This is a genomic window from Bacillus sp. OK048, assembly GCF_900103525.1.
GTDB lineage: Bacteria > Bacillota > Bacilli > Bacillales > Cytobacillaceae > Neobacillus.
Genome location: NZ_FNHN01000010.1, coordinates 92704 through 118960, shown reverse-complemented (window position 1 = coordinate 118960; position 26257 = coordinate 92704). Strand labels below are relative to the sequence as shown.

Sequence of the window (26257 nt, the reverse complement as noted above, 5' to 3'; positions counted from 1 at the left end):
GGACGGGGGTTTGTTAGTTTTCTTCCGTTTCTTCGATTTGTTGATAGAATTTTATAATGATTTGGTTTAATTGATGGAGTTCTAGTTTCCAAAGTTCTACTGGGTTGTTTTGTAACGTTTGTAGGGCACTTTCGATTAGGAATTTTCTTGGTGACCTGGTATGCAGGACTTCTTCTTGGATAAAATCTAGTAGTTCAAGATATTTTTCTTGTTCATTTTTTTCTTGAAAGTGTTTTGTAATGGAATTCTTAATGGAACCTGTAATTTTGCAGAATTGATCCAGCTGTTCATGACTTTTTTTCCGAATTCCAGGGAGCCATTTATCTAAGAGTTCGGGAGCATGTAACTGCTCTTCGGTTACTGCCACTTCGTCAACCATTTTTACCAAACGATTTACACTATATCTAACAACTTCACTAATCTTCTCGCTTGATTCTGTCGCCATTCGATTGTATTGGAGATTATTCCGCAATAACCCCGTAAACATAATGGCACAATCTAATAAGTATGGTTTATTTTTTTCTCCGAAGATATCGTTAAACCGCTCAAACATCCATCGAAGTGACCTCAACTGACTGTGACGGATATATTGTTTTAAATCAACGTCATTTGACGCCATAACTTCTTCGTAAAGAGCAATCAACTTATTTTTCCTATTTGTAATCATTTGCATTTCCATTTGTTTGACAAAAATCTCTATATCCGCAGGATTTTTACCAATTAACAATTCATTCCGCTCTTTTTCTAGCTTTTTATAAACAGTCTTATAAATAGCAATTAATAATTCACTTTTGGAAGAAAAATATTTGTAAAAAGTTCCTTTAGAAATGCCGCTAAAGTCTAATATGTCCTGAATAGAAGTTGCTTGATATCCTTTATCAATAAATAATTGATGGGCTTTATTAATGACATGCTGCTTCCGCTCGTTCATGTTATCACCTATATTCCGAATTATACTAACAGTATAAAAATATACTAACTTAAATAGAAGAGGATTACAAACCCATAATTTTTCAGTATTTTTTGATTGCAAAAAATGAACTGACGGTATATTATTAATAAAGCGTGAAACAGGGGTATAAAAAAATGTACAAAGAGTTTACAGGGGGTATTAAAATGGAACAAGTTAAAACTGAAACAAAACGTCCTCCATACGGGATGATTTCTATCCTGATGATAGGGGCTTTTATTGCATTCTTAAATAACACATTACTTAATATTGCACTTCCTTCAATTATGTCTGATTTAGAGGTTGACCCCTCAACTGTTCAATGGTTGACTACAGGCTTTATGTTAGTTAATGGAGTTTTAATTCCTACCACAGCATTTTTAATTCAAAAATATTCAGTACGAAAGCTTTTCTTAGTGGCAATGGGCTTGTTTACAGCAGGAACGATTATCGCTGGGTTTGCACACATATTCCCAATTTTATTAGCAGGTCGGATGACACAAGCGGCCGGTTCTGCGATCATGATGCCATTATTAATGAATGTTATGTTAGTTAGCTTCCCAATTGAAAAAAGAGGAGCAGCCATGGGGATATTTGGATTAATCTTAATGGGGGCACCTGCTATTGGTCCAACGCTGTCTGGGTGGCTAATCGAGCACTATGACTGGAGAATGCTATTCCACTTTGTTACACCAATCGCTGTGATTGTTCTTTTACTCGGATTTTTCTTACTGAAAGACAAGAAAGAAAAGGTGGATATTCGTCTGGACTTCTTGGCCGTGTTACTTTCAAGTGTTGGCTTTGGCGGATTATTGTATGGCTTTAGTTCAGCAGGTAAGCAAGGATGGGATAGTCCGCAAGTTTTCTTAACAATTGCGATCGGAGCTCTTTCTTTATTAGTATTTATTGTAAGACAGGTAAGACAAGAACAACCAATGCTAAATTTTAGAATCTTTAAATTCCCGATGTTTGCTTTATCATCCGTTATTTCAATGGTTCTTACAATGGCTATGTTTTCTGGGATGTTATTGCTGCCGATTTATGTGCAAACGATTCAAGGAATCTCACCAATGGATGCGGGGCTTTTGATGCTGCCAGGTGCCATTATCATGTCATTAATGTCGCCGATTACAGGTAAACTATTCGACAAATTCGGTGGGCGTATGCTAGCAATCATTGGCTTAAGCATCACCGTTTACACCACTTATCTGTTCAGCCAATTATCATTTGAAACATCGTACCTTCATTTACTCTTACTCTTTTCATTCCGTATGTTTGGAATGTCGATGGTCATGATGCCTGTCTCAACAAACGGATTGAATCAACTACCTGCACGTTTTTATCCTCATGGTACTGCCATGAATAACACGCTTCAGCAAGTATCTGGTGCAATTGGTACAGCACTGTTGGTGACAATTATGTCTAATCGGACAGAGTCGAAAGCAATCGAACTAGGTAAAGCTGCTAAGGCTGCTTTAACAGAGCAGCCAACACAAGCGGTGTTGGCAGAAATGCAACAACAAATCAAGATGCAAGCCATGCTGGATGGGATAAATTTTGCCTTTTTAGTTTGTACCTTTATTGCAGCAGTTGCCCTAATACTAGCATTCTTTATGAAACGGGTAACACAAGCTGCGGATAATATCGGTGAAAACCCTGTTGAAAAAAAAGCCTTATCTAAACTAGTTGAAAATTAAAGTTAACTAAAAGCAGCTTAGGCTGCTTTTTTTTGACTTAAAAGATATTTGCTTTTTTAATGAGAAACGCTCTATAGTAATACTTAAGAAATGATTAATTGGGAGGCTTACAGCTTTGGAAGCAAATTTTTCTATTGCATATATTGAACGCTGCAGTAAAGAAACAGAAACGATGATTGCGAATGAATCATCCAGTTTCTTAAATCAGTCTATTACTTACTTAAAAGTACATAAAAGTGAATTTATTTATGTTGAGTCTGTTTTATTTGATGATATTGGTGTTGAAGGTATTTCACTTGAGGCAGATGATGTTTTTGGTACATATGATGTTATGCTGGGCTTAAAGCTTCAAAAAAAGTATGACAAATTATTAAGGGAGTATCTAAATAGCTCTTTAGATGGCGAACATTCAAAATTTGATTTAATGTTTAGTCAAGATGATGGATTATGGGATTTGAATTTTGCATTAAATTATATTGCGGGATACAAAGAGGATATGTCCATCAGTGATGCCTTTTCGCTTATACACCAATTTTTATTAAATTTGGTGAAAGCCGTTAAGAAACCAACCAACTGAACGTGAATATTCTATAAAATTAATATTTCGTTGTGATGATTCATTACTAAAAAAACGCTTGGAGAAAAAAATCCAAGCGTTACTTTACTTTATGTCTTAATACTGTCTTTAATTTTGCAGGATCTGTCTTTCGTGGATCACTAATGTATATTTCACGATGTCTTTTATCAATGCGAGTTAAGTTATTAGCAGAACAAAAATCATCCATTTTTGAAAATGTTTCAGGTTCACTATCGTAATCTCCAATGTGCAAACATTGAACGCACAATCCCTCTTCAATTATTTCGAATTTTACAGACTCTAATAAGTCATCTGAAACTTTTTTTGCTGATAGTTCTTTAGCCATTGAGTAGAGTTCCTCTGTTACAAAATCTGGTTGTCGGATCATTAAATTATATACTAACCTATCTTTATCGAGCTTTTCTAATTGTCTTCCAACTTCGTCTAAGTCCCAAACCCCTTCCAAAGGAAAAACGGTATATTCAAAATAACCATTGGGGGTAATCCCTTTCTTGGGCATCATCCTTATCGCATATGACAATGCATATAGAGCCGCAACACTCTCCTTGAATGCCTCGCTGTTAGGATTCCCTTTCCCGTTCAACGTAAAGTACTTTATCGGAGGAACCTTTAATTTTGTTGGTGTTATAGAAGGCAGATAAATTTCTTTGTCTTTTTTTCTCCATTCATATTTCATTTGTATCCATCCTTTTTACAGTTAATGAACGTTTATCACTTTTCCAAGTTAGTTTAAGCTTAAACTAAATAAATAGGAAATGCATTCAAATAATTGACAAAGTCGTAACGTATAACAATACTGATGATAAGAAATAGTTGATGTTAATAATCCCAATTAATGAGAGGAGAATGATAGAGAATATGAGTTATGATAAAAAAACCGCTCTCATTCTTGGAGCCACAGGGCTAATTGGCAAGGAATTAGTTAAAATAATTAGTGAGAGTGACCAATATGATAAAATTCGTTTATTGGTTAGGAAAACAATTGAAATTAACGATGAAAGATTTGAAATACATATTGTAAATTTTGATGACCTACATGAATACTCAGAGTTATTTCAGGTGAATGATGTATTCTGTTGTTTAGGTACCACAATAAAAAAAGCTAAAACAAAAGAGGCTTTTAGAAAGGTAGACTATGAATATCCCGTTGAGGCTGCCAAATTAGCAAAGAAAAATGGTGTGGAGAAGTTCCTCCTCGTTTCGGCAATGGGTGCAGATGCAAATTCCCGCATTTTTTACAATCAAGTCAAGGGCAAACTGGAAGAATCTCTTAAAAGGTTGGATTTGCCATCACTTCAGATTTTTCGACCCTCTTTGTTATTAGGGAAAAGGGAAGAGTTTCGCTTGGGAGAAAAAGTAGCAGAGACAGCAAGTGGTTTCCTGAATTTTATTATGATTGGACCATTGCGTCCTTATAGAGGGATACAAGCTGAAAAAGTTGCAGATGCAATGGTTGTGGTTGCACAATCAACAATAAATGGAACGACTGTTTATCCTTCTTATAAGATCGATCAGATGATTGCCTACTCTAATTGGAAAAGACAAAGTTTAGTCTAACGAAAGTGTACCGATAAGGTGCACTTTTTTTGATGATACATTGTCTTCGCCAAATAATTTAGGAATGTCGAGAACTTATTTAGAAGAAGAACTTTCAATTACTGAAAATCTTTAGCTAGCTATATACTAAATTTCCAGTATTAACATTGGTTTTTTCTGTTTTTTTAACAAAAAACCTTTTTAATTAAGTTCGATGTAATTTTACAAATTTTGTTTATCACATGTGATAAATTGGTAAAAGACAAAGAATGGTACAAGAACAACTCTCATTTATCTCTAATTAATCATCGATTTTTCCCTTCAATCATCATTAAGTGTAAATAATCCGCATAAATGTGTTATATAATCCTGTTTACCATTTTAGAAGTAAAATACGAGTATTATCTTATAGGGTAAAAATGAACTCTATTTTTGTCCTGTAAAATGCAGAGTTTGGAGTGAAATCGCTTTTAAAAAGGAGGACTTTTTATTGGAAAGAATACAGCGGATATCCAACACCAATCTGGAAATTAACTTTCAAGAAGTGGAACATGCACTTACAAAACAAGAAGCGTTAGAAGAATCAAATCGCTGTCTTTATTGTTACGATGCCCCATGTATTAAGGCTTGCCCAACAGGGATTGACATCCCAACCTTTATTAAAAAAATAGCCTCTGGAAATCTACTAGGATCAGCAAAAACGATTATGGCTGCCAATCCAGTTGGTGCAAGCTGTTCAAGGGTGTGTCCAACGGAAGAGCTATGTGAAGGAGCATGTGTCTTAAACCACTCAACAAAACCAATTATGATTGGAAACTTGCAGCGATATGCCACAGATTGGGCAATAAAAAATAAACAAACACTTTTTAACCCGGGAGCTCCCAACGGTAAGTCTGTTGCCGTTGTTGGCGGGGGACCTGCTGGCCTTTCTACTTCTAGAGAACTAGCACGGTTAGGGTATAAAGTAACAATATATGAGGCAGCAGAAAAAGCTGGAGGATTAAATACGTATGGTATTGTCTCTTTCCGACTTCCCCAGTCGATTTCGTATTGGGAAGTCGAACAAGTTGAAAAACTAAATGTCACCATCAAAACAAATACAAAGGTTGGCAAGGATGTAACAGTAAACCAATTACTGCAAAACTATGATTGCCTAGTGTTAGCAGTGGGTATGGCGCAAGTTCCTGGTTTAGGTATAGAAGGAGAAAACTTAGAGGGAGTCTACGACGCTATTGAGTTTGTAAAGGAAACAAAAAGCGGAAGGCTTTCGAAGGATTTCATCGGTAAACGTGGAGTTGTTATTGGTGCTGGAAATACGGCAATCGATGGTGCAACCTGTTCGGTACGTTTAGGAGCGAAAAATGTAAAAATCTTATACCGTCGAACAGAAGAAGAAATGACCGCCTATGATTTTGAATATGAATTCGCAAAACAAGACGGTGTGGAATTTCGCTGGTTAACGGCTCCGAAGCGAATTATAGGTGATGAAACTGGAAGAGTTACCGGAATAGAATGTATCAAAATGAAGCTTGGCGAACCAGATCAAGATGGTCGCAGGAGACCACATCCTATTGAAGGATCTGAACATGTCCTGCTGGTCGATGCAGTCATCAAAGCCATCGGACAAACAAGGCATTTGGAACTAATAGAGGCACTTGAGTTAAAGCATGACAGTGGTGTAGTAAAAGTCAATAAAGAAACCTATCAAACTTCTAATCCAAAAGTTTATGCATGTGGTGATGTTGTTTTTGGAAAGGGGAAAGGTGACGCCATGGTTGTTACCGCTGCCCAACAAGGGAAACTAGCAGCCTATAGCATCCATAAACAATTTACAGCAGTCGGAACAGCACCGTAATTTGAATTTACAAAAGATATAAATATGTAAGCGTTTTCCTTGGTGAAAAGGAGTTTTAATAATAAAGGGGTGAATACGAGATGGCTGATTTGAGTATTAATCTTGCTGGGATAAAATCTCCTAACCCATTTTGGCTGGCGTCAGCACCACCCACTAATTCAGGGTATCAGGTTCAGAGAGCCTTTGAAGCAGGATGGGGTGGAGCAGTTTGGAAGACATTAGGGGACCCAATCTTAAATGTTTCCTCTAGGTTTGCGGCCATCAGTTTTAACGGGCAGCGGGTAGCTGGTTTTAATAATATCGAACTGATTACAGACAGACCTCTTGATGTAAATTTAAAAGAAATCTATGAAACGAAAAAGAGATTTCCAAACCATGCCATTGTAGCTTCATTAATGATGGAACCAAAACAGGAAAAATGGCACGAACTCGTAAAAAGAGTGGAGGATGTCGGTGTTGATGGTCTCGAATTAAACTTCGGCTGTCCGCATGGAATGGCTGAACGTGGAATGGGATCTGCCTCTGGCCAAGTGCCTGCGCTGGTAGAGCGACAGACTTATTGGGTAAAGGAAGTGGCAAAAACTCCTGTCATTGTAAAACTAACGCCAAATATTACAGACATTACCGCTACTGCTGAAGCCGCGTGCCAAGGCGGGGCAGATGCCATAAGTATGATTAACACAATCAATAGTTTGATGGGGGTTGACCTAGAAACATGGAATACGATCCCCCATGTCGCTGGGAAAGGTGCACATGGGGGCTATTGTGGACCTGCTATTAAACCAATCGCTCTTAATATGGTGGCAGAATGTGCCCGCCATGCAAATATACCTATTCCTATTTCTGGTATTGGAGGTATCTCAAACTGGCAGGATGCAGTGGAGTTCATGTTAATGGGGGCAACAGGTGTCCAAATCTGTACAGCTGCCATGCATCACGGATTCCGAATTGTGGAAGACATGATAGAAGGACTCAACCATTATTTAGATGGCAAGGGTATTAAAGCCGTTAGCGAAATCATTGGAAAATCAGTCCCGAAATATGCCGATTGGGGTAATTTGGATCTTAATTACAATATCGTTGCCAAAATTAATACAGATGTGTGCATTAATTGTAATAAGTGCCATATTGCCTGTGAGGATACATCGCATCAATGTATTGATATGCTCACCGACGAAAACGGTAAAGGCTATCTTAAAGTACGCGAAGAGGATTGTGTCGGATGTAATCTTTGTTCGATTGTCTGCCCAGTCGACGGAGCTATCGATATGGTCGAATCGGCGAATGAACTAGCACCGATGACTTGGAATGAAAGACAAGCAGCTTTGAGTATTGCAACAGAATGTAAGATTGATAGTAAACAATGAGAAGGGAGAACTGTAATGAAGAAATTAATAAAAAATGGCACAATTGTCACAGCTACTGATTCCTTTACAGCAGAAATATTAATTGAAGAAGGAAAAATTTCTCAAATAGGTACAAACCTTCCTGCACAGGGTGCAGAAATAATTGACGCTAATGGCTGTCTTGTTTTCCCTGGAGGCATTGACCCTCATACCCATTTAGATATGCCTTTTGGAGGTACGGTAACGAAAGATGATTTCGAAACGGGAACCATTGCAGCTGCTTTTGGTGGAACAACAACAGTCATTGATTTTTGTTTAACAAACAAAGGTGAACCGTTAAAAAATTCCATCCAAACCTGGCATGCTAAGTCAAAAGAAAAAGCAGTCATTGATTATGGTTTCCATTTAATGATTGCAGAAATGAATGAAAATGTTTTGAATGAGCTTCCCTATGTGATTAATGAAGAAGGGATTACCTCTTTTAAAGTGTTTATGGCATACAAAAACGTATTTCAAGCAGATGATGAAACGCTATTCCGGACATTGATTTCAGCAAAAGAGCACGGTGCCCTTGTCATGGTTCATGCAGAAAATGGCGATGTCATCGATTATTTAACGAAAAAGGCTGTTGCAGAAGGAAACACTGCCCCTATTTATCACGCCTTAACAAGACCACCAGAATTAGAGGGAGAAGCAACTGGTAGAGCAGCAAAACTTACAGGGCTGGCAAACTCACAAATATATGTGGTTCATGTTTCTTGTGCGGAAGCCGTTGAAAAAATTACTGAAGCCCGCAGTAAGGGTTTTGATGTATGGGGAGAAACTTGTCCTCAATATTTAGTTTTAGATAAAAGTTACTTGGAAAAACCAAATTTCGAAGGGGCAAAATATGTTTGGTCACCGCCATTACGAGAAAAATGGAATCAAGAAGTCCTATGGAATGCATTAAAGAGTGGTCATTTGCAAACTCTCGGTTCTGATCAATGCTCCTTTGATTTTAATGGTCAAAAGGACCTAGGAAGAGATGATTTTACCAAAATTCCAAACGGAGGTCCCATCATTGAGGATCGCATTTCGATTTTATTCTCTGAGGGGGTGAGGAAGGGACGAATTAGTCTAAATCAGTTTGTTGAACTAACTTCCACACGAGCTGCAAAATTATTTGGTTTATTCCCGAGAAAAGGAACAATTGCCGTTGGTTCTGATGCGGATATAGTTATTTTTGATCCTCAGGCAGAGCGAGTGATTTCTGCTGAGACACACCATATGGCGGTCGATTACAATGCCTTTGAAGGAATGAAAGTAACTGGTGAGCCTGTTTCTGTTTTATCTCGCGGTGAATTTGTTATCCGTGATAAGCAGTTTGTTGGGAAACCAGGTGCTGGTCAATATTTAAAAAGAGTAAAATACAGTGGCAATACACCTTTAAATCAAAACGAAACCCTATCCATATAATTAGTGAAGTATCTGCCAGCCTTAAATTTGATAAATGAAATTCTTATTTGCAGGGAGGAAACGATGTCAGATTATCAACAATATCTTAATGAAAGAGATAAACTAGATTTTCTCGTTCAGAAGGGTTATCGGATTAATGCTGTGCATGAGCATTTAGATGGTGCATCTGTTGAGTTTTTCCACCCGAGCAGTAAAAAAAGAGAAACATTACAAATTGGGACAGCCAATGCAAGAAAGTATTTTTCGAGCTTACTCATTAAGCAAAATTTGGGAATTAAGTAAGGCAGACTAGTAGATTATGAAGGTAGGCAGGAAGGGGATTTATTGATCGTGACAAAAACAGATACTACCGTACTACAAAATTTTATTAATGGTGTTTGGGTAAGATCGAATGGGAGTCAGACACTTCAGGTGCCAAACCCTGCAACAAATGAATTACTTACAAATGTTCCGGTTTCTTCAAAAGAAGATGTAAATTCGGCTGTTGCTGCTGCAAAGGAAGCATTTATGAAATGGAAAAAGGTTCCTGTTCCGAAACGGGCAAGAATACTCTTTAAATATCATAGTTTATTAACAGATAACCATGAAGAGTTAGCAAGATTGATTGTCCAAGAAAATGGTAAAGCGTATAAAGAGGCCTATGGGGAAGTACAACGGGGCATTGAGTGTGTCGAGTTTGCTTCAGGAGCTCCTACCTTAATGATGGGTGAAACATTATCAGGTATTGCAGAAGAAATCGATTCCGAAATGTTTCGTTATCCGATTGGGGTTGTCGGCGGAATAACTCCGTTTAACTTTCCAATGATGGTACCCCTCTGGATGTTTCCATTAGCTATTGCATGTGGAAATACCTTTGTATTAAAACCTTCAGAACGTACACCTATTTTAGCTAATAGACTAGCAGAGTTGTTCTCTAAAGCTGGTGCCCCTCCTGGAGTATTAAATGTAGTTCATGGTGCTCATGATGTAGTAAATGGATTGCTGGATCACGAAGACATTGCTGCCATATCCTTTGTTGGTTCACAGCCGGTTGCAAAGTATGTATATGAACGGGCGGCATGCAAAGGAAAAAGAGTTCAAGCCCTTTCTGGTGCAAAAAATCATCATATTGTGATGCCTGATGCTGATATGGATAAGGCGGTACAGCATATTATCAGTTCAACGTTTGGAAGTGCTGGACAACGCTGTATGGCCTGTAGCGCGGTCGTTGTTGTAGGTGACAATGAACGTTTCGTTAAGTTATTAACGAAAAAAGCAGATGAGCTAATTATCGGAAATGGCATGGATGACGAGGTGTTATTAACTCCCGTTATAAGAAAGGAACATCGTGATAAAGTTTTAGGATATATTGAAAAAGGAATCGCAGAGGGTGCGGACTTACTTCGTGATGGACGAAGTGAAATAAGTGAATATTCAGAAGGTAATTTCCTTGGGCCAACCATTTTTGATCATGTGACTCCGGAAATGACCATTGCCAAGGAAGAAATTTTTGCTCCCGTTTTAAGCCTGCTCCGAGCGATAGATTTAGATGAAGGATTGGAGTATATTCGAAAATCAAGGTATGGAAATGGTGCAACGATCTATACCAATAATGCAAAAGCAATCCGGCAATTCCGAGAAGAAGCTGATGCAGGTATGCTGGGAATAAATGTCGGGGTTCCAGCAACGATGGCTTTCTTTCCATTTTCAGGCTGGAAGGATTCCTTTTATGGCGATTTACATGTGAATGGAAAGGATGGCTTAAACTTCTATACGCGAAAAAAAATGATTACATCGCGTTTTGATGCTTAGATGAGGGAGGGATGGCAGATGGTTCAAACTGGTCGCCCACAGGAAGAATACCTTGCACAGGATGATAAATATATATGGCATTCAATGAAGCCCTATAATCCTAATGCTACCATTGTGGCAGCTAAGGCAGATGGATCATGGGTAACGGATGCTGATGGCAAGCGTTATTTAGATGCTATGGCAGGTTTATGGTGCGTCAATGTAGGTTATGGAAGACAAGAGCTTGCTGAAGCAGCCTATGAACAGCTTAAGGAAATGGCGTATTTTCCACTGACTCAAAGTCATATTCCAGCTATCAAGCTTGCAGAAAAATTAAACGAAATGCTTGGTGGCGATTACGTAATCTTTTTTTCTAACAGTGGATCAGAGGCCAATGAAACTGCCTTTAAAATCGTCCGTCAATACCATCAGCAAAAAGGAGAATATAATCGCTACAAGATTCTCTCACGCTATCGAAGCTATCATGGGAATTCTATGGCGGCATTAGCAGCAACTGGGCAGGCCCAAAGAAAGTATAAATACGAGCCATTGGCGCCAGGCTTTATTCATGTGGCTCCGCCAGATTCCTATCGAGATCATACGAACGTAAAGGATCCGAAGGAACTTTCTTCTGTGAAGGAAATTGACCGGGCGATGACGTGGGAGTTGAGCGAAACGATAGCAGCGATGATCATGGAACCGATTATTACTGGAGGGGGAATCATAATTCCGCCAGATGGCTATATGAAAGCGGCTAAAGAGGTTTGTGAAAAACATGGAGCATTGTTGATTGTCGATGAGGTTATTTGTGGATTTGGACGCACTGGGAAGCCTTTTGGCTTCATGAACTATGATGTTAAGCCTGATATTATTACAATGGCAAAAGGAATCACAAGTGCGTATTTACCCCTATCCGCTACAGCAGTCCGCAAAGAAATATATGATGCTTTTAAAGGGACTGAAGAATATGATTACTTCCGTCACATTAATACCTTTGGGGGTAACCCTGCAGCTTGTGCGTTAGCGTTAAAGAACATTGAGATTATGGAAAAAGAAAACTTATTTGACCGTTCCCGTGATCTGGGTAATCAGGTGGTAGAAGAATTGACTAATCTTCTTAAAGGCCATCCATTTGTTGGAGATGTTCGTGGAAAAGGGCTATTAATTGGAATTGAATTAGTGAAAGATAAGCAGACAAAGGAACCATTAGATGTGACACTCGTTAATCAAGTGATTGCGGCCTGCAAGGAGGAAGGATTATTAATTGGCAAAAACGGTGCCACAGTAGCGGGGTACAATAATGTATTAACGTTATCACCGCCATTAAACATCCAACAGGGAGATATAAATTTCATGATCAAAACCGTTAGTAATTCAATAAAAAAAATCAAGTAACGAATAAAAAAAGGTCCTAAGTGTTAGCCAACACTTAGGACCTTTTTATGCTAACTTATTTAATCACAATTGGAATTCTTCCGTTAAAGAGAAATGCATCGCTCAAATGGTGTCTGTATTCTATTTGACTGTAAGAACTAATGGGTCTATCATGTCGTTCATATGAAAAAACACCTGATTGAATTTGCCTAAATGGACTAAATAGGAAAATAGATTTATGATGTTTATAAAAATCTATATGATAAATTTAAAATTAATGCCGGAATTTGGAGTTAAGAACTGACAAGTTATACTAATTAGAAGGATGAAATGAATGACAAAAACGAATTTATATATTAAAGAGTGGCAGCAAGCACTCCAAAATGAAATTATCTACTTGAAAAAATACGGAAGTAACAAATACAAAGTGACAAATGGCAGACTGCTATCCACCGATGGTACATTTACTTATTATTTTGACACTGCGTTTTCATTAAAAATACCAGTTGGTTCCTCCATTACTCTTGTATGGGGCGGTTTGAAGCAAGGAGGAAGAGCTCTATCATCGGAAGGAAAAGGAATAATTGTCCAATTAGAGCAATCCTTAGGTGATTTAATCACTGAAGCCCTGATATTTCATGATCCTTGGGAGCTACTCGAAAAGCTTATTGAAAGGCTGGATGAAATTAACAAAAGTAAACAAAAACGGGTAAGAGTCCATCGATTAATGAATCCTTCAATGCCTGCTAACCATCCAAAAGAAAAAATAAAAAGCAATGTCCATGAAGTAGTTTTACGATCAAAATACAATCCAGTTACCTTTGTGTGGGGACCGCCTGGTACAGGGAAAACGTATACACTAGCCCGGGTTGCCGCTAATAAATATTTTCAAGAAAAATCAGTACTTATCCTTTCGCACAGTAATCAAGCGGTGGATGTATTAATTAGTGAAATTGCAGCTTTTATTAAAAAGAAAGCCCGTTTCCATGTAGGGGATATACTTCGTTACGGTTTTAATACTGGAGTGGTTGAAGATAGCGAAGAACCACTTTCAATCAATCAGCTCATGGTAAAACTGGATCCGAGTCTGATTACAGAGAAAGACATGTTAATAGAAGAAAGAAGAAATTTAAAACAGGATTTAGCCCGTTCCTTTAGTAAAAGAGACTCCAATCACCTCTTGGAACTTGAGAAAAAGATTGCTAAACTACTTGAAAAGATACGGCAAAAGGAAAGTGAATTTGTAAAAGATGCGTTAGTGGTCGGATCAACACTTGCAAAGGCAGCTAGTGATCCTGCTATTTATGGCAAGGAATTTGATGTTGTTATACTTGATGAAGCAAGTATGGCATACATACCACAGGCGGCATTTGCAGCAACGCTTGGAAAAAGAGTCATTATTTGTGGAGATTTTAAACAATTGCCACCAATTGCTTCTTCAAGGGATTCATTTGTCACCAAATGGCTTAAAGAGGATATTTTTCATCGAGCTGGTGTGGCAGAATGGGTAGAGTCTGGAAAACTTCATCCACATTTATTTTTATTAAAGGAACAACGAAGGATGCATCCGGATATTTCAGCTTTTACCAATAGGTACATCTATCAATCGCTAGTGGGTGACCATGAGAGTGTACGCATAAGCAGGAACAAGATTGTAGAGTACGCACCATTTCCTGGGCGGGCAGCCATCCTTTTAGATACAAGCTATATGGGTGCTTTTTGTTTGAATGAAAAAACATCTAATTCAAGGATCAATCTTTGGCAGCTTCTACTTTCATTTCAATTAATTCATGAATCTTATCTAAGCGGCGTCCGTTCAATCGGATATGTTACCCCCTACCGTGCTCAAGCTAATTTAATGGATCTTCTCCTCCAGGACTTATATGAAAAAGAACGGTTAAGTGCAGATATTGTATCAGCTACTGTTCATCGTTTTCAGGGCAGTGAACGAGACGTCATGGTATTTGATACAGTTGATTCCGACCCACAGGAACGTGCTGGAATGCTTTTAACCGGGAAAGATAGTGAACGACTTATTAATGTAGCAATAACGAGGACAAAAGGAAAATTCATCCATGTTTGTAATCACGCCTTTATTCGTAAACATGTCTATAATCGAAAAACAATTAGACAGCTCGTCGAGCATCAGGAAAAACAACAACAAAGCGTAAGGACGAAAGATATTGGGTCATGGATAAAAAATCAGCTTCCTAGATTACAGTGGATTCATGCACTGAAAGTAGACAAGGTTTTCATAGATATAGAACAAGCCCGGTCCTCTATTGTTATTTCCTTATCAGAGCATATGGTATTATCAGAAGAATGGAAAAATGTATTTATGAAACGTAAACCTTCTGTAGTATTAACATTGATTTCTAAACAAGCCCGGCCAGAGTTACAACCTGACTACATGCAAGAGGAAGGAGCCAATTTCCCTTTCATCATCATCGACCAGCGGATTATGTGGCTTGGGCACCCTCTAGAAAGGGGAAAAGGGATTCAACCTCCTTTTATTGCGGCAAGAGTAGTCTCTGAAAAGATATGTGATTATTTAATCGGCCAGTTTTTACCGAATGATTTATAGTGGAATAAAATTTAATTTTCAAAAAACTACCTTGACAATTCACTCATTTCTTTAGATAATAAGGAAAATTACAAAAAGATAATGGTATGGGATTAGTAAACTTGGAAACGTGTAAGAGAGTGAAACCCACAGGCTGGAAGGTTTCTCACGGGAAAAAGATTGAACCTGCCCCATAAAGCCGCTTATGCAAACATAAGCCGTTTCTCCACGTTACGGATTCAAGAGGATGTTTTTTTAGCATCAATAAAGGTGGTACCGCGGAAAACGATTTTTCCGTCCTTTTTTAGGACAGAAGAGTCGTTTTTTTTATTTTTCAAAGACAGGAGTAAGAGTGATGAAGAAACAACTTGTGGTAGTAAAAATTGGGAGCAGCTCGTTAACCACAGCTTCAGGGACCATTTCTGAAGAGAAAATTCGTGACCATATCGAAGCACTTGCCTATATAAAACAATTAGGTCATGATGTCATTCTGATTACTTCCGGTGCGGTAGCTGCAGGATTCGGTGCACTTGGTTATCCTGCCAGACCTAAAACTGTCGCTGGAAAGCAGGCGGCTGCTGCAGTAGGACAAGGATTATTGATGCAGCATTATATTTTACAATTCAAAGAATTTGCTATTGTGCCCGCCCAAATTTTATTAACAAGGGAGGATTTTTATAGCCTTGAAAGGTTTCATAATCTTTACAACACAATATCGGAACTGCTTCAAAGGGGTGTTATTCCCATCATTAATGAAAATGATTCGGTGTCGATTGAGGAATTGACATTTGGAGACAATGATTTGTTGTCAGCCCTCGTGAGTGGTTTCCTGCATGCGAATGCCTTAATTATTTTGACAGATATAAATGGGTTGTATAACGGCAATCCGAATGTGTTAAAGACAGCAAAGAGGATTGATTATATCCCAAGAGTTACCGATGAATTCCTTTCTGCTGCAGGAGACAGTGGTTCTTCCGTTGGAACTGGGGGAATGAAATCAAAGCTTCTTGCTGCAAAAAAAGCACTTTCCTTCGGGGTCAGCGTCTTTGTTGGAACCGGTCAGGGAAAGGAGAAACTATCGACTATTTTAGAGGGAAAAGGGGATGGGACCTATATTGGCGGTCCTTTCCAAACACAGATGCAAAAGAAAAAGCAATGGATTGCTTTTCATTCCCAATCTGCTGGTGTAGTCGAAATTGATAAAGGAGCAGAAGATGCAATTCTTACAAACGGAAAAAGTCTTTTACCTGTCGGTGTTACGAAAGTGATTGGTGATTTTAACGCAATGGATGTAGTCGAGGTTCACAATCAAAAAGGCGAACTAATTGGTAAGGGGCAAATCTATTATTCATCAAAGAATCTCCAAATGGTGAAAGGGATGCCTGGTGAGAAAACAAAAATTTTTTCAATTAATAAACGTGCAGAAGTGATTCATCGTAATAACTGGGTCAGTCTGCCAGAGGAGTGAAGTTGAATATGAGTGAATTACTAGGAAAAGCAAAAAAACTAAGGTTAGCTTCTAAAGCACTTGCTATTTTATCCACTGAAGAGAAAAATGAAGCCTTATTGTTGATGGCTGATCGTTTATTAAATGAAAAAGAGTTTATTTTAATTGAAAATGCTAAAGATATTCGGGCAGGCGAAGAAAAAGGCTTCATTCCTTCTTTATTGGATCGGTTATTGCTTACAGAAGAGAGGATAGAACAGATTGTTGAAGGAATTCATCAGTTGATTAAATTAGATGACCCAATTGGAGAAATCATCGAATCATGGGAGCGTCCGAATGGTTTACAGATCCAAACTGTTCGTGTTCCACTAGGTGTCATCGGCATGGTTTATGAGGCTCGTCCGAATGTAACCGTTGATGCGGGAAGCTTGTGCTTAAAGGCAGGAAATGCTGTTTTATTAAGAGGAAGCACTTCTGCACTTCATTCCAATAAAGCGCTAGTTCATGTTATGCGTCAGGCTCTTGCTGAAAGTAAGATCCCTGCAGATGCTGTTCAGCTTCTTGAAGATACGAGCAGAGAGACAGCAGCAAAAATGTTCAAACTGAATCAATATCTAGATGTATTGATTCCACGCGGAGGAGCAGGTTTGATTCAATCTGTGATTGAAAATGCGACTGTACCTGTCCTGGAGACAGGTGTGGGAAATTGTCATTTATTCATTGACGAAACTGCTCAAAAGCAAATGGCGATTGATATTTCCATTAACGCAAAAATGCACCGTCCTTCTGTATGTAATGCGGCTGAAACCTTGCTGATTCAAAAAAGTTGGCCATATGTTTCGGAGATGCTGCATTCACTTAGGGATAATGGAGTTGAACTAAGAGGCGATGAATTGTTGGCTTTGGAGTATTCGTTTGTAAAAATAGCCACTGAAAAAGATTGGCACACGGAATTTCTAGCACCGATATTATCGGTAAAACTGGTCAACGATGTGCATGAAGCAATTGAGCATATTGACCAATATGGGTCGAAGCATTCCGAAGCCATTATTAGCGAGAATGACAAAAATGTTCGGTTATTCTTTCAGGCAGTTGATGCAGCTGTTGTTTACCATAACGCGTCAACACGCTTTACCGATGGTGAGCAATTTGGCTATGGTGCCGAAATTGGGATAAGTACACAAAAACTTCACGCTAGGGGACCAATGGGACTTAGGGCTATTACTACTTCAAAGGCAATTGTACAAGGTACAGGACAAATTCGATCATAAGTGTGGTAGAGAACAAGTTTATTCTTGTTCTCTACTTTTTTTATGGAATGGACATTTCGATAAAGTCGTATTATCGTCTCTAAGGAAGTATTGTTTCCATTCATAGTTATCATTTTGTCCATACGAATTTAAATCTGGATGAATAGATATCGAATCATACGCTGCTAATCTGTCGCGAATTCTCGATTTCATTTTTTCGGTATGCAAAGGTGAGGATGTAAACTTTTCTAATACCCATCTTGGAGTAATCGCAAGCATAAAATACGGGAAATGCCTGCTTTTTCTATTAATGTGGGCAGGTGTGGCACAGTACATAAAATATTGTTCGCCATGAAAGCAAAACTCCCACATAGGTTGTTTGGGATCTGTTGGGATATGATTTGGCCATTCTACCGCATCCGATTTAGTGAGTAGATTTAGCTGATCCCAAAACAACTGTTCATATTGTACTACAGAAATTGGCTTTTCTATATCTGGAAAAGGTTCATAAAAAATGATGAGTGATGTATAGGCACCAATCGACTTATAGATGGTCGAATATTCCTTTAGCAAGAGTGCAAATTCATTAGAAGAAACTGGAGTTTGTAAATTTGGAACAAATCCATAATAAAACTGATTCAGGTGATATCCCATCGTAGCTGGAATACAAGGGAAGAGTTTTTCTTTATCACTTATCTTCGTATTGAATTTTTCAATGGCATCCTTTTGCCACCCTTTAAGGGACATTTGATGGATGTTTTCATTTGTAAATAGATTCATAACAATGATCTCCTCTCCACAATAGATTATGCGAGAGGAGTTTTTCGAGTGAGTGTCCCAAAATGAAGAGCTATCTGTTATACTATTATACAAACGTATATTCTCATATGGAAGCAGGTGATATTCTTGACAAATACCATTCGCATTGCGGTTAGAGCGCTGGTGGAAAATGTATTTAGCAGTGGAAGTATTGATAACAGGTTTCGATCGCAATCCGCGCTTTTAGATGGTACGAGAATTCACCAACAAATTCAAAGTACCTATAAAGAATCTGACCAAAAGGAAGTATACCTTCGAACTGAACTTGCCTTTAAAGAACTACTATTTACAATTGATGGAAGATGTGACGGGTTATTGGTTGGGGAGGATGGGCTGACGATTGATGAAATTAAGTCTACCTCCCTTCCGTTAGACCAGCTTGAAAGTGAGGGACTACCCGTTCATTGGGCACAAGCGAAAATGTATGCATACATCTACGCAAAAGATCATCATTTGGGAAAAATCTTTGTCCAATTGACCTATGTACAGGTTGAAAGTGATGAAAGGAAATATTTAAAGAAATGTTTTACGTTTGAGGAACTCGAAGTCTTTGCACATGATGTAGTAGAGAACTATTATCCCTTCGCAAAATTAATATCTGATCATCGAAATGTGCGAAATGAAAGCAGTAAGCAACTGGTTTTCCCATTCGAATCGTACCGGGCAGGGCAACGCAAACTGACAGGTGCTGTTTATAAGACCCTATCAGAAAAAAAGAGTTTGTTCGTAAAAGCACCTACTGGGATTGGTAAAACAATATCTACCTTCTTCCCAGCAATCAAAGCTTTTGGTGAAGGGGAACTAGAGCGTATTTTTTATCTAACAGCTAAAACGATTACAAGGACAACTGCAGAAGAGGCTGCTAGCCGAATGCGTTCTTGCGGACTTTGTATGAAATCGGTAACGATTACGGCGAAAGAAAAGGTTTGTTTTAAGGACGAAACGAAATGCCAAAAGGATTATTGTGAGTTTGCCAATGGATACTATGATCGAATAAATGAAGCTATTTTAGATATCGCGGCAAATGAAAGTTCGATGAACCGAGATGTAATTGAGGAATATGCTCATAAGCATACGGTTTGTCCTTTTGAATTCTCCCTTGATCTTGCTTATGTTGCGGACGCGATTATTTGTGATTACAATTATATATTTGACCCACGCGTATCATTAAAACGACTGTTTGAAGAACAGAAAAAGACTACACTGTTATTAGTTGATGAAGCTCATAATCTTGTTGATCGCGGAAGAGAGATGTTTTCGGCTTCACTTAATAAAGACCTATTTCTCCAAATAAAAAAGGAGTTTAAAAGTGTCAATAAAGTGATATATGAAAGTGCGAATAAGGTAAATTCTTGGTTTATTTCTTTTAAAAAAGGCAATGATGACCAGAATGAATTTACCATAGAAGAACTTGATGAGGGACTAGTTGTACTTTTGAACCAATTTATGGAAGCATCCCAACCTATTCTGCAATTGGAGACCTCTCCAAATCTTCTCGAACTGTACTTCAAGGTGAATGCCTTCTTGAAAATTGTAGAATTACTAGATGACCACTATGTGATATATGGAGAGAAAGATAAGAACGATGTTACATTGAAGCTGTTTTGTATCGACCCTTCAAAACTGCTTCAGAAAATGGGCAAAGGATATCGTTCGAAAGTGTTTTTTTCAGCTACCCTTTCACCACTTCCCTATTATCAGGATATTCTAGGCGGTAAAGAGGAGGATTATTCCTTGTCTATTCCGTCTCCATTTAAAGAGGAACAGACAGATATTTTTATAAAGCCATTGTCAACCAGGTACCGTGACCGTGAGCGAACGAAAGGGAAAATTGTTTCGATGATCCATTCCTTAATTCAAAATCGGCCGGGGAATTATTTAATCTTTTTTCCATCCTATCATTATTTGCTTACAGTATATGACCAGTTTATCAATGAATTTCCAGGAATCAATACCTTGCTTCAAGGAGCGGGGATGTCTGAAAAGGAGAGAGAAGCATTTTTGGAACAGTTCAAACCGAATCAAACAGAAACACTGATAGGTTTCGCTGTTCTTGGCGGGGTTTTTTCTGAGGGCGTAGATTTAAAAGGGGATCGGTTAAATGGTGTGGTTGTTATAGGAGTAGGGCTGCCACAGCTTTGTTATGAACGTAATCTAATAAAGGAGCATTTTAATCAGAAGGAAAAAAACGGATATGATTACGCCTATGTTTTCCCTGGTATGAATAAGGTTCTACAAGCAGGGGGACGGCTGATTCGATCAGAGGAGGACCACGGGACCATCGTGCTCGTAGACGATAGATTTCTACAACGGCAATACCAAACCCTCCTTCCGCAGGAATGGCGGAATTTTATTGTTATTTAATTAGATTATACAATCTAATTTAACTAAGGTTTGACTATTTACTCTAAAATCAATAAAATTAGATTATATAATCTAACTTATGGTAAGGGGTAAACTATGAACCGGCCGATTTCAATTTTTATTCTAGATGTCAGTAACTCTTCGTCACCAGCCATGGGTGAAAAATTAACGAACTACTTAGATGATTTAGTCTACTGGATTAACATTTGGACAAAGGAAGTAGTTTATTGCAAGGTGAAACACAGAGCAGGCGATGAAATAATTTTTGTTGGTTATGGGTATTCAACGGCCTATATTCTTGCATTTTTTATTAGCCGAATATGGAAATTTAAAGATCATCCTCCTTATTTTGGTTTTTCCTTTGGAGATATTGATAAAGAGTTAGAGGCAGTGGATATAGAGAAGTGGATTCATCCCTTAATTAAGCAAGCAAGGTATGCTAATGATTTATTGAAACAGGAACAAGGAAGACCGCTATTTAAATTTGAGCTTGATCAATTTTATGAAAATAAAACATTATCTTCTTATAATCTATTTCGTAATGAGTTTGAGATATTAATCAATTCTTTATTGCGTTTACAGATGACGATGTTGCAGGAGCAAACACATATTCAGGAGCAGGTTTGTACGTATTACCTAATTCTCCAGCAGCAAAAAGCAGCAGGAGCATTGCTTGGTAAAACGGCACCAACGATTTCAAGCCATTTTAAAAAGGGGAAATCCGGAGAAATACTAAATGTTTTTGGCGAATTGATCACAATCCTTAATTCCTTGCAGGAAAAATCTTATGTAAATGATCAAGGAAATGTTGTTAGTGATTCGTTAAAAGAATCAATTAGAAACCATCTGAAAGAAAATCTAAATAAAGTAATTTCCCAGTAGAGAGGAGAATCCATGCTACTATTAACCCTTGTTCTCGCCCATCTGATTGCAGATTTTTATATGCAGACTGACGAAATGGTATTAGATAAAATGAAAAATATAAAGAAGCATATCGGACATCATTTTCTCGTGAATCTACTAGTTCTGGTGGGCTTTTTGCTGTTTTATTTTAATGATGTGAGTGAATTAAAAAATATTATTTTAACCTTGCTTTTTATAGTGGGTACCCACCTGGTGGTCGACTTACTAAAAATAAAGCTCCTTGATAGAGTTAACATTAATAAGGAAGAAAATCTAAAACGACTGGGCTTCTTCTTATTAGATCAGTTACTCCATTTTCTATCGATTCTTCTTGCCTGCAAACTTTTTTTGGGAATCGATATTACGATCATACATAATCTTATCCTTCACGACGGAGGATTAAGCACTGTAAATACTACATTGTTTATTTTAATCATTTTTATTCTGGCAACGAGTGTAGCTGGACACATGATAAAAATTCTCCTGGGTTCATTTCCTAATCATCTATTAACCTTTGAAGGCAAGTACGTGTTTAAAAATGACCAACAAGAGGATTATTTTGCGAACAGAATAAGTGGAAAAAGAGGCTTGACCGAGGAATATAACTACACGATTTTTAGCAAACATGATCTCTCTAGGGGAAAATTAATTGGCTATATTGAGAGATTATTAGTTTTGGTTTTAACCTATTATAGTGCCTATCCAGCAATTGGATTTATTGTTGCCGCAAAGTCGATTGCACGATTTAAACAGATGGATGATCGGGACTGGGCCGAATATTTCCTTCTTGGTACTCTGGCATCGATGTTTATCGGTCTCTTACTTGGAATACTTCTGCGAGAAGTACTGATGTAAGCTGAAAAAGTTAAGTTTATAAGTTATTAGCTGCCTAATAGGCAGCTATTTTTTTTTTTTTTTTGAAAATTAACACAGAACGGTGTTTTTATCATATAATTAAGAAAAAGTTGCACATGGGAAAAACTTTAACAAGGGGGAAAGATATATGAGTATACCAAAAATATTGAAACTGGTAAATGGAGAAAAAGGGAATCTAATTCGCATTACTTCTTTAAATCTGGACGGTGTGATGAGAAGGAGATTATTAGATTTAGGATTTGTGGCCGGAGCAATCGTAGAGGTTATTAGGAAAAGTCCTTTAGGCGACCCAATCGCCTTTCGGGTCAGCCAAACGACGATCGCGTTAAGAAAAGAGGAAAGTTCAAAAATAGAAGGGATGTTGATAACTGATGGGGAATAGTTATCGAATTGCTTTGGCAGGGAATCCCAACACTGGAAAAAGTACATTGTTTAACGCCTTAACTGGCCTTAGACAGCATACAGGAAACTGGGCAGGAAAGACAGTATCGCTTGCAGAAGGCAACGTTCAATATAAAGATAAAACATTTAACTTAATCGACCTCCCAGGTACTTATTCGCTATTTTCGAATTCAACCGATGAGGAGGTTGCAAGGAATTATATTGTTTTTGATAAACCCTATGTAACTGTGGTGGTGCTAGATGCTACATCCTTGGAACGGAACTTTAATTTAGCCTTGCAGGTATTAGAGATGACAAAAAATGTAATTATTTGTATTAACTTAATTGATGTCGCCGAAAAACAAGGGATTCATATTAATGAACGGATTTTGACTAATCGGTTAGGTGTTCCAGTCCTTAAAATATCGGCAAGAAACAAAAAAGGGTTCCCGATGCTACTGGATACGATTGACCGTATTGTGACAGGGGTGATTGAATGTGTGCCTGTCCAAACAACCTATGTTGATGAAATTGAAGAACAAATTAAAAAAATAGAACCAAAAGTAATTCAGTACGTTGGTAACCATCTTTCTGCTCGTTGGGTATCATTAAGATTGCTGGATGGGGATGAAAAGTTATTGAGTGAACTCAAAAAGCGATTTGAACAAAAGGAGGTAGCAGAATGAGTATTCAACAGCTCTTTATGGAAGCGCAGCAGCTTTCAACAGCTCAGTTGAGGGATGATATTGTTCACCAGCTTTATGAACGAAGCCATCGACTGTGTAATGAAGGGGTTAAATATACAAAATCGAAAAGGGACACAAGGACCGAAAAGCTTGATGCGATATTCACTTCACCGATATTTGGCTTTCCAATTATGTTAAGTCTGTTAGGTGTCTTATTCTATTTAACGATTGCTGGTGCCAATGTCCCATCATCGATGTTAGCAGAGTTTTTCGGCTCGTTAGAGAAGTACTTAACATCATTTTTTACATTTATTAGTGCCCCCGAATGGGTCCATGGAGTTCTAGTTCTTGGCCTATATCGAGGGACGACTTGGGTTATTAGTGTCATGCTGCCACCAATGGCAATCTTTTTTCCATCCTTTGCCCTTTTAGAAAATTATGGATATTTACCTCGGGTGGCTTTTAATATGGACCGTTTATTTAAAAGAGTGGGTGCCCATGGGAAGCAATCGTTAACGATGGCAATGGGCTTTGGCTGTAATGCAGCTGCAGTCATCTCTACTAGGATTATTGAATCACCAAGAGAAAGAATGCTTGCGATTCTAACAAATAATTTTGTGCCATGTAATGGCCGCTGGGGAACATTGATTGTATTGGCTTCGTTGTTCATGGCAGCAAACTTTACCGGCGGGCTTAAATCGCTAGTTACTACTGGAGTGATTGTCGGGATCGTTATGTTTGGAATCATCGTTACTTTTTTTGTCTCATGGGTGTTATCTAAAACAGCGCTTAAAGGAATTCCAACTCACTACACTTTGGAACTGCCTCCATACCGGAAACCGAAAATCTTTGATACTGTGATTCGCTCTTCGTTAACAAAATCATGGGCGGTATTAATGCGGGCTGTGAAGGTAGCAGCACCAGCAGCCATTTTGACTTGGATAGTTGCGAATATATTTATCGGTGATACAAGTATTTTGATGTATGCCGTTGAGTTTTTAGATCCGTTCGGAAAATTGCTCGGACTTGATGGTTACATCATGTTGGCCTTTATTTTGGGATTACCAGCCAATGAAATTGTCCTACCGATTCTGTTAATGGGGTATTTATCTACAGGCTCTTTAACAGAGGTGGATAGCTTGGTTGATTTAAAACAAATTTTTCTTGATCATGGCTGGACGTGGCTAACCGCACTAAATATGATGTTATTTTCTTTGCTCCATTATCCGTGTGGTACAACGCTGCTTAATATATATAAAGAAACGAAAAGTAAAAAGTGGACCTTTCTAGCTTTCCTTATTCCCACTATTATCGCGGTCCTCGTTCCCTTAATTATCACCCAAACAGTTAGATTTTTTGGCTGGATGTAATCATATAAAGACACCACTTCGCAATATTTGAAGTGGTGTCATTTTGTTGCTTTGCCTTTTGTATGTCATAATAAAAGAAGGAGGTGGGAAGTAATATGCGTTTGAAAGGGAAGAAAGTTGTAAGTCTTGTTCACCATGATTTTGAAGACCTAGAACTATGGTACCCAATTCTCAGATTAAGAGAAGAAGGGGCTGTTGTTAACTTAGCAGGTGAAAAGGCTGAGGAAGAGTACATAGGTAAATATGGTGTGCCAGCAAAATCTGATTATTCCTTTAGCGATATTAAAGGGGAAGAGTATGATGCCATATTGGTGCCAGGAGGCTGGGCACCGGATAAGATTCGCCGCTTTCCGGAAGTAATATCACTACTTCAGCATTTCGAAGAGAACCGAAAGCCTATCGGGCAAATCTGCCATGCGGGTTGGGTGTTAATTTCTGCGAAGATATTACAGGGCAAGAAGGTAACCAGTACACCTGGGATTAAGGATGACATGGAAAATGCGGGTGCAACATGGTTTGATGAACCGGTTGTGGTTGACGGACACCTGGTTTCAAGTAGACGCCCGCCAGATCTTCCGGACTATTTGCGTGAATTTATTAACGTGATAGAGCAAAAATAAGTTATTAAAAACTTGATTTCATACCTTTTTAAAAATACTGTTTGAATGAATTTTGATTAAACTGATAATGTGAGGAGAATTTTACATGGCTAATATTGAAGTAGGCGAAGTTTTTACAATTAGTGATGAGACAGAGCAAGAGCAGGAAGTAGAAGTACTGGCTTCCATCAATATAGAAGGTACGAATTATGTGGCAGTAGGATTTGTAGAAGATATTCAAGAGGATACAGAAGACGACATTGATATTTTCTTCTTAAAGGTCGACGAAGACGGAGACTTAACAGCAATCGAAAGCGATGATGAATTTGACAAAGTGTCGGCTTCTTTCGATGAGATCATGGATGAGGACGAATAGTGTAAAAAAGGACTTGCGAACATGGCTATGCCAGTTTACAAGT

At 38.2% G+C, this 26257-nt stretch carries 23 protein-coding genes and 1 other annotated feature; of the genes, 20 read left to right on the top strand and 3 right to left on the bottom strand.

The genetic code is table 11. The features are described 5' to 3' along the window. Positions 1–13: 13 nt before the first annotated feature. Positions 14–931: a TetR/AcrR family transcriptional regulator gene (locus BLR86_RS18300; RefSeq protein ID WP_090764721.1), complete on the bottom strand. Its 918-nt coding sequence runs from the start codon at positions 929–931 to the stop codon at positions 14–16. 185 nt (positions 932–1116) lie between these two features. On the opposite strand from BLR86_RS18300, the gene BLR86_RS18295 reads away from it, so the two are divergent. Next, complete coding sequence (locus tag BLR86_RS18295) at positions 1117–2646, top strand: DHA2 family efflux MFS transporter permease subunit (RefSeq protein ID WP_090764926.1); 1530 nt, start codon at positions 1117–1119, stop codon at positions 2644–2646. A 115-nt stretch (positions 2647–2761) separates the two neighbouring features. Next, positions 2762–3223, top strand: a complete 462-nt coding sequence (locus BLR86_RS18290; RefSeq protein ID WP_254782369.1) for a branched-chain amino acid aminotransferase — start codon at positions 2762–2764, stop codon at positions 3221–3223. A gap of 79 nt (positions 3224–3302) precedes the next feature. Here the strand turns inward: BLR86_RS18290 and BLR86_RS18285 are convergent, their stop codons facing one another. After that, complete coding sequence (locus BLR86_RS18285; RefSeq protein WP_090764715.1) at positions 3303–3920, bottom strand: GyrI-like domain-containing protein; 618 nt, start codon at positions 3918–3920, stop codon at positions 3303–3305. Between the two features lie 182 nt (positions 3921–4102). Here BLR86_RS18285 and BLR86_RS18280 point away from each other — a divergent pair, with 182 nt between their 5' ends. The 10 genes from BLR86_RS18280 (at position 4103) to BLR86_RS18235 (ending at position 17861) form a co-directional block, all read left to right on the top strand. Beyond that, complete coding sequence (locus tag BLR86_RS18280; protein ID WP_090764712.1) at positions 4103–4801, top strand: oxidoreductase; 699 nt, start codon at positions 4103–4105, stop codon at positions 4799–4801. Between the two features lie 478 nt (positions 4802–5279). Beyond that, positions 5280–6635 (top strand): NAD(P)-dependent oxidoreductase, encoded by a 1356-nt coding sequence (locus BLR86_RS18275; RefSeq protein ID WP_090764923.1) that lies wholly within the window; start codon positions 5280–5282, stop codon positions 6633–6635. Between the two features lie 80 nt (positions 6636–6715). Continuing rightward, complete coding sequence (gene preA, locus BLR86_RS18270; protein ID WP_090764709.1) at positions 6716–8002, top strand: NAD-dependent dihydropyrimidine dehydrogenase subunit PreA; 1287 nt, start codon at positions 6716–6718, stop codon at positions 8000–8002. A gap of 15 nt (positions 8003–8017) precedes the next feature. Beyond that, a complete protein-coding gene (gene hydA / locus BLR86_RS18265; protein WP_090764706.1) occupies positions 8018–9436 on the top strand; it encodes a dihydropyrimidinase in 1419 nt (472 codons plus the stop codon). Positions 9437–9499: 63 nt separating this feature from the next. Then, positions 9500–9718, top strand: coding sequence for a hypothetical protein (locus BLR86_RS18260; protein ID WP_090764703.1), 219 nt, complete (start codon positions 9500–9502; stop codon positions 9716–9718). Between the two features lie 42 nt (positions 9719–9760). After that, complete coding sequence (locus BLR86_RS18255; RefSeq protein WP_090764700.1) at positions 9761–11227, top strand: CoA-acylating methylmalonate-semialdehyde dehydrogenase; 1467 nt, start codon at positions 9761–9763, stop codon at positions 11225–11227. A gap of 18 nt (positions 11228–11245) precedes the next feature. Then, a complete protein-coding gene (locus BLR86_RS18250; protein ID WP_090764697.1) occupies positions 11246–12601 on the top strand; it encodes an aspartate aminotransferase family protein in 1356 nt (451 codons plus the stop codon). Between the two features lie 313 nt (positions 12602–12914). Beyond that, a complete protein-coding gene (locus tag BLR86_RS18245) occupies positions 12915–15164 on the top strand; it encodes an AAA domain-containing protein (protein WP_090764693.1) in 2250 nt (749 codons plus the stop codon). Between the two features lie 72 nt (positions 15165–15236). Continuing rightward, positions 15237–15448, top strand: a binding site (T-box leader). 50 nt (positions 15449–15498) lie between these two features. Further along, positions 15499–16611 (top strand): glutamate 5-kinase, encoded by a 1113-nt coding sequence (gene proB / locus BLR86_RS18240; RefSeq protein WP_090764690.1) that lies wholly within the window; start codon positions 15499–15501, stop codon positions 16609–16611. 8 nt (positions 16612–16619) lie between these two features. After that, entirely contained in the window at positions 16620–17861 is a 1242-nt protein-coding gene (locus BLR86_RS18235) for a glutamate-5-semialdehyde dehydrogenase (RefSeq protein WP_090764687.1), read from the top strand. Positions 17862–17879: 18 nt separating this feature from the next. Here BLR86_RS18235 and BLR86_RS18230 read toward each other — a convergent pair whose 3' ends face one another. Continuing rightward, complete coding sequence (locus BLR86_RS18230; protein ID WP_090764684.1) at positions 17880–18620, bottom strand: YqcI/YcgG family protein; 741 nt, start codon at positions 18618–18620, stop codon at positions 17880–17882. Between the two features lie 126 nt (positions 18621–18746). Between BLR86_RS18230 and BLR86_RS18225 the strand changes: the two genes are divergently transcribed. From BLR86_RS18225 to BLR86_RS18190, 8 genes are all read left to right on the top strand, one after another. Beyond that, positions 18747–21023: an ATP-dependent DNA helicase gene (locus tag BLR86_RS18225; protein WP_090764681.1), complete on the top strand. Its 2277-nt coding sequence runs from the start codon at positions 18747–18749 to the stop codon at positions 21021–21023. Positions 21024–21119: 96 nt separating this feature from the next. Further along, complete coding sequence (locus BLR86_RS18220) at positions 21120–21905, top strand: hypothetical protein (protein WP_090764677.1); 786 nt, start codon at positions 21120–21122, stop codon at positions 21903–21905. A 12-nt stretch (positions 21906–21917) separates the two neighbouring features. Beyond that, a complete protein-coding gene (locus tag BLR86_RS18215; protein ID WP_090764674.1) occupies positions 21918–22781 on the top strand; it encodes a DUF3307 domain-containing protein in 864 nt (287 codons plus the stop codon). A gap of 148 nt (positions 22782–22929) precedes the next feature. Then, entirely contained in the window at positions 22930–23184 is a 255-nt protein-coding gene (locus BLR86_RS18210; protein WP_090764671.1) for a FeoA family protein, read from the top strand. Next, on the top strand, positions 23174–23869 hold the full coding sequence (locus tag BLR86_RS18205) for a FeoB small GTPase domain-containing protein (RefSeq protein ID WP_090764668.1): 696 nt from the start codon (positions 23174–23176) through the stop codon (positions 23867–23869). Before BLR86_RS18210 ends, BLR86_RS18205 begins: the two co-directional genes overlap by 11 nt. Next, a complete protein-coding gene (locus BLR86_RS18200; RefSeq protein ID WP_090764665.1) occupies positions 23866–25239 on the top strand; it encodes a nucleoside recognition domain-containing protein in 1374 nt (457 codons plus the stop codon). The genes BLR86_RS18205 and BLR86_RS18200 overlap by 4 nt, the downstream gene beginning before the upstream one ends. 95 nt (positions 25240–25334) lie before the next feature. After that, entirely contained in the window at positions 25335–25859 is a 525-nt protein-coding gene (locus BLR86_RS18195; protein ID WP_090764662.1) for a type 1 glutamine amidotransferase domain-containing protein, read from the top strand. Positions 25860–25944: 85 nt separating this feature from the next. Beyond that, complete coding sequence (locus tag BLR86_RS18190) at positions 25945–26214, top strand: DUF1292 domain-containing protein (RefSeq protein WP_090764657.1); 270 nt, start codon at positions 25945–25947, stop codon at positions 26212–26214. Positions 26215–26257 lie beyond the last annotated feature (43 nt).

Bases quoted from the DNA above. Each gene is read 5' to 3' on its own strand.
- BLR86_RS18300 (WP_090764721.1), bottom strand. From the start codon at position 931: ATGAACGAGCGGAAGCAGCATGTCATTAATAAAGCCCATCAATTATTT.
- BLR86_RS18190 (WP_090764657.1), top strand. From the start codon at position 25,945: ATGGCTAATATTGAAGTAGGCGAAGTTTTTACAATTAGTGATGAGACA.
- BLR86_RS18210 (WP_090764671.1), top strand. From the start codon at position 22,930: ATGAGTATACCAAAAATATTGAAACTGGTAAATGGAGAAAAAGGGAAT.
- proB (WP_090764690.1), top strand. From the start codon at position 15,499: ATGAAGAAACAACTTGTGGTAGTAAAAATTGGGAGCAGCTCGTTAACC.
- BLR86_RS18230 (WP_090764684.1), bottom strand. From the start codon at position 18,620: ATGAATCTATTTACAAATGAAAACATCCATCAAATGTCCCTTAAAGGG.
- BLR86_RS18245 (WP_090764693.1), top strand. From the start codon at position 12,915: ATGACAAAAACGAATTTATATATTAAAGAGTGGCAGCAAGCACTCCAA.
- BLR86_RS18215 (WP_090764674.1), top strand. From the start codon at position 21,918: ATGCTACTATTAACCCTTGTTCTCGCCCATCTGATTGCAGATTTTTAT.
- BLR86_RS18195 (WP_090764662.1), top strand. From the start codon at position 25,335: ATGCGTTTGAAAGGGAAGAAAGTTGTAAGTCTTGTTCACCATGATTTT.
- preA (WP_090764709.1), top strand. From the start codon at position 6,716: ATGGCTGATTTGAGTATTAATCTTGCTGGGATAAAATCTCCTAACCCA.
- hydA (WP_090764706.1), top strand. From the start codon at position 8,018: ATGAAGAAATTAATAAAAAATGGCACAATTGTCACAGCTACTGATTCC.
- BLR86_RS18235 (WP_090764687.1), top strand. From the start codon at position 16,620: ATGAGTGAATTACTAGGAAAAGCAAAAAAACTAAGGTTAGCTTCTAAA.
- BLR86_RS18200 (WP_090764665.1), top strand. From the start codon at position 23,866: ATGAGTATTCAACAGCTCTTTATGGAAGCGCAGCAGCTTTCAACAGCT.
- BLR86_RS18295 (WP_090764926.1), top strand. From the start codon at position 1,117: ATGGAACAAGTTAAAACTGAAACAAAACGTCCTCCATACGGGATGATT.
- BLR86_RS18205 (WP_090764668.1), top strand. From the start codon at position 23,174: ATGGGGAATAGTTATCGAATTGCTTTGGCAGGGAATCCCAACACTGGA.
- BLR86_RS18285 (WP_090764715.1), bottom strand. From the start codon at position 3,920: ATGAAATATGAATGGAGAAAAAAAGACAAAGAAATTTATCTGCCTTCT.
- BLR86_RS18280 (WP_090764712.1), top strand. From the start codon at position 4,103: ATGAGTTATGATAAAAAAACCGCTCTCATTCTTGGAGCCACAGGGCTA.
- BLR86_RS18260 (WP_090764703.1), top strand. From the start codon at position 9,500: ATGTCAGATTATCAACAATATCTTAATGAAAGAGATAAACTAGATTTT.
- BLR86_RS18250 (WP_090764697.1), top strand. From the start codon at position 11,246: ATGGTTCAAACTGGTCGCCCACAGGAAGAATACCTTGCACAGGATGAT.
- BLR86_RS18220 (WP_090764677.1), top strand. From the start codon at position 21,120: ATGAACCGGCCGATTTCAATTTTTATTCTAGATGTCAGTAACTCTTCG.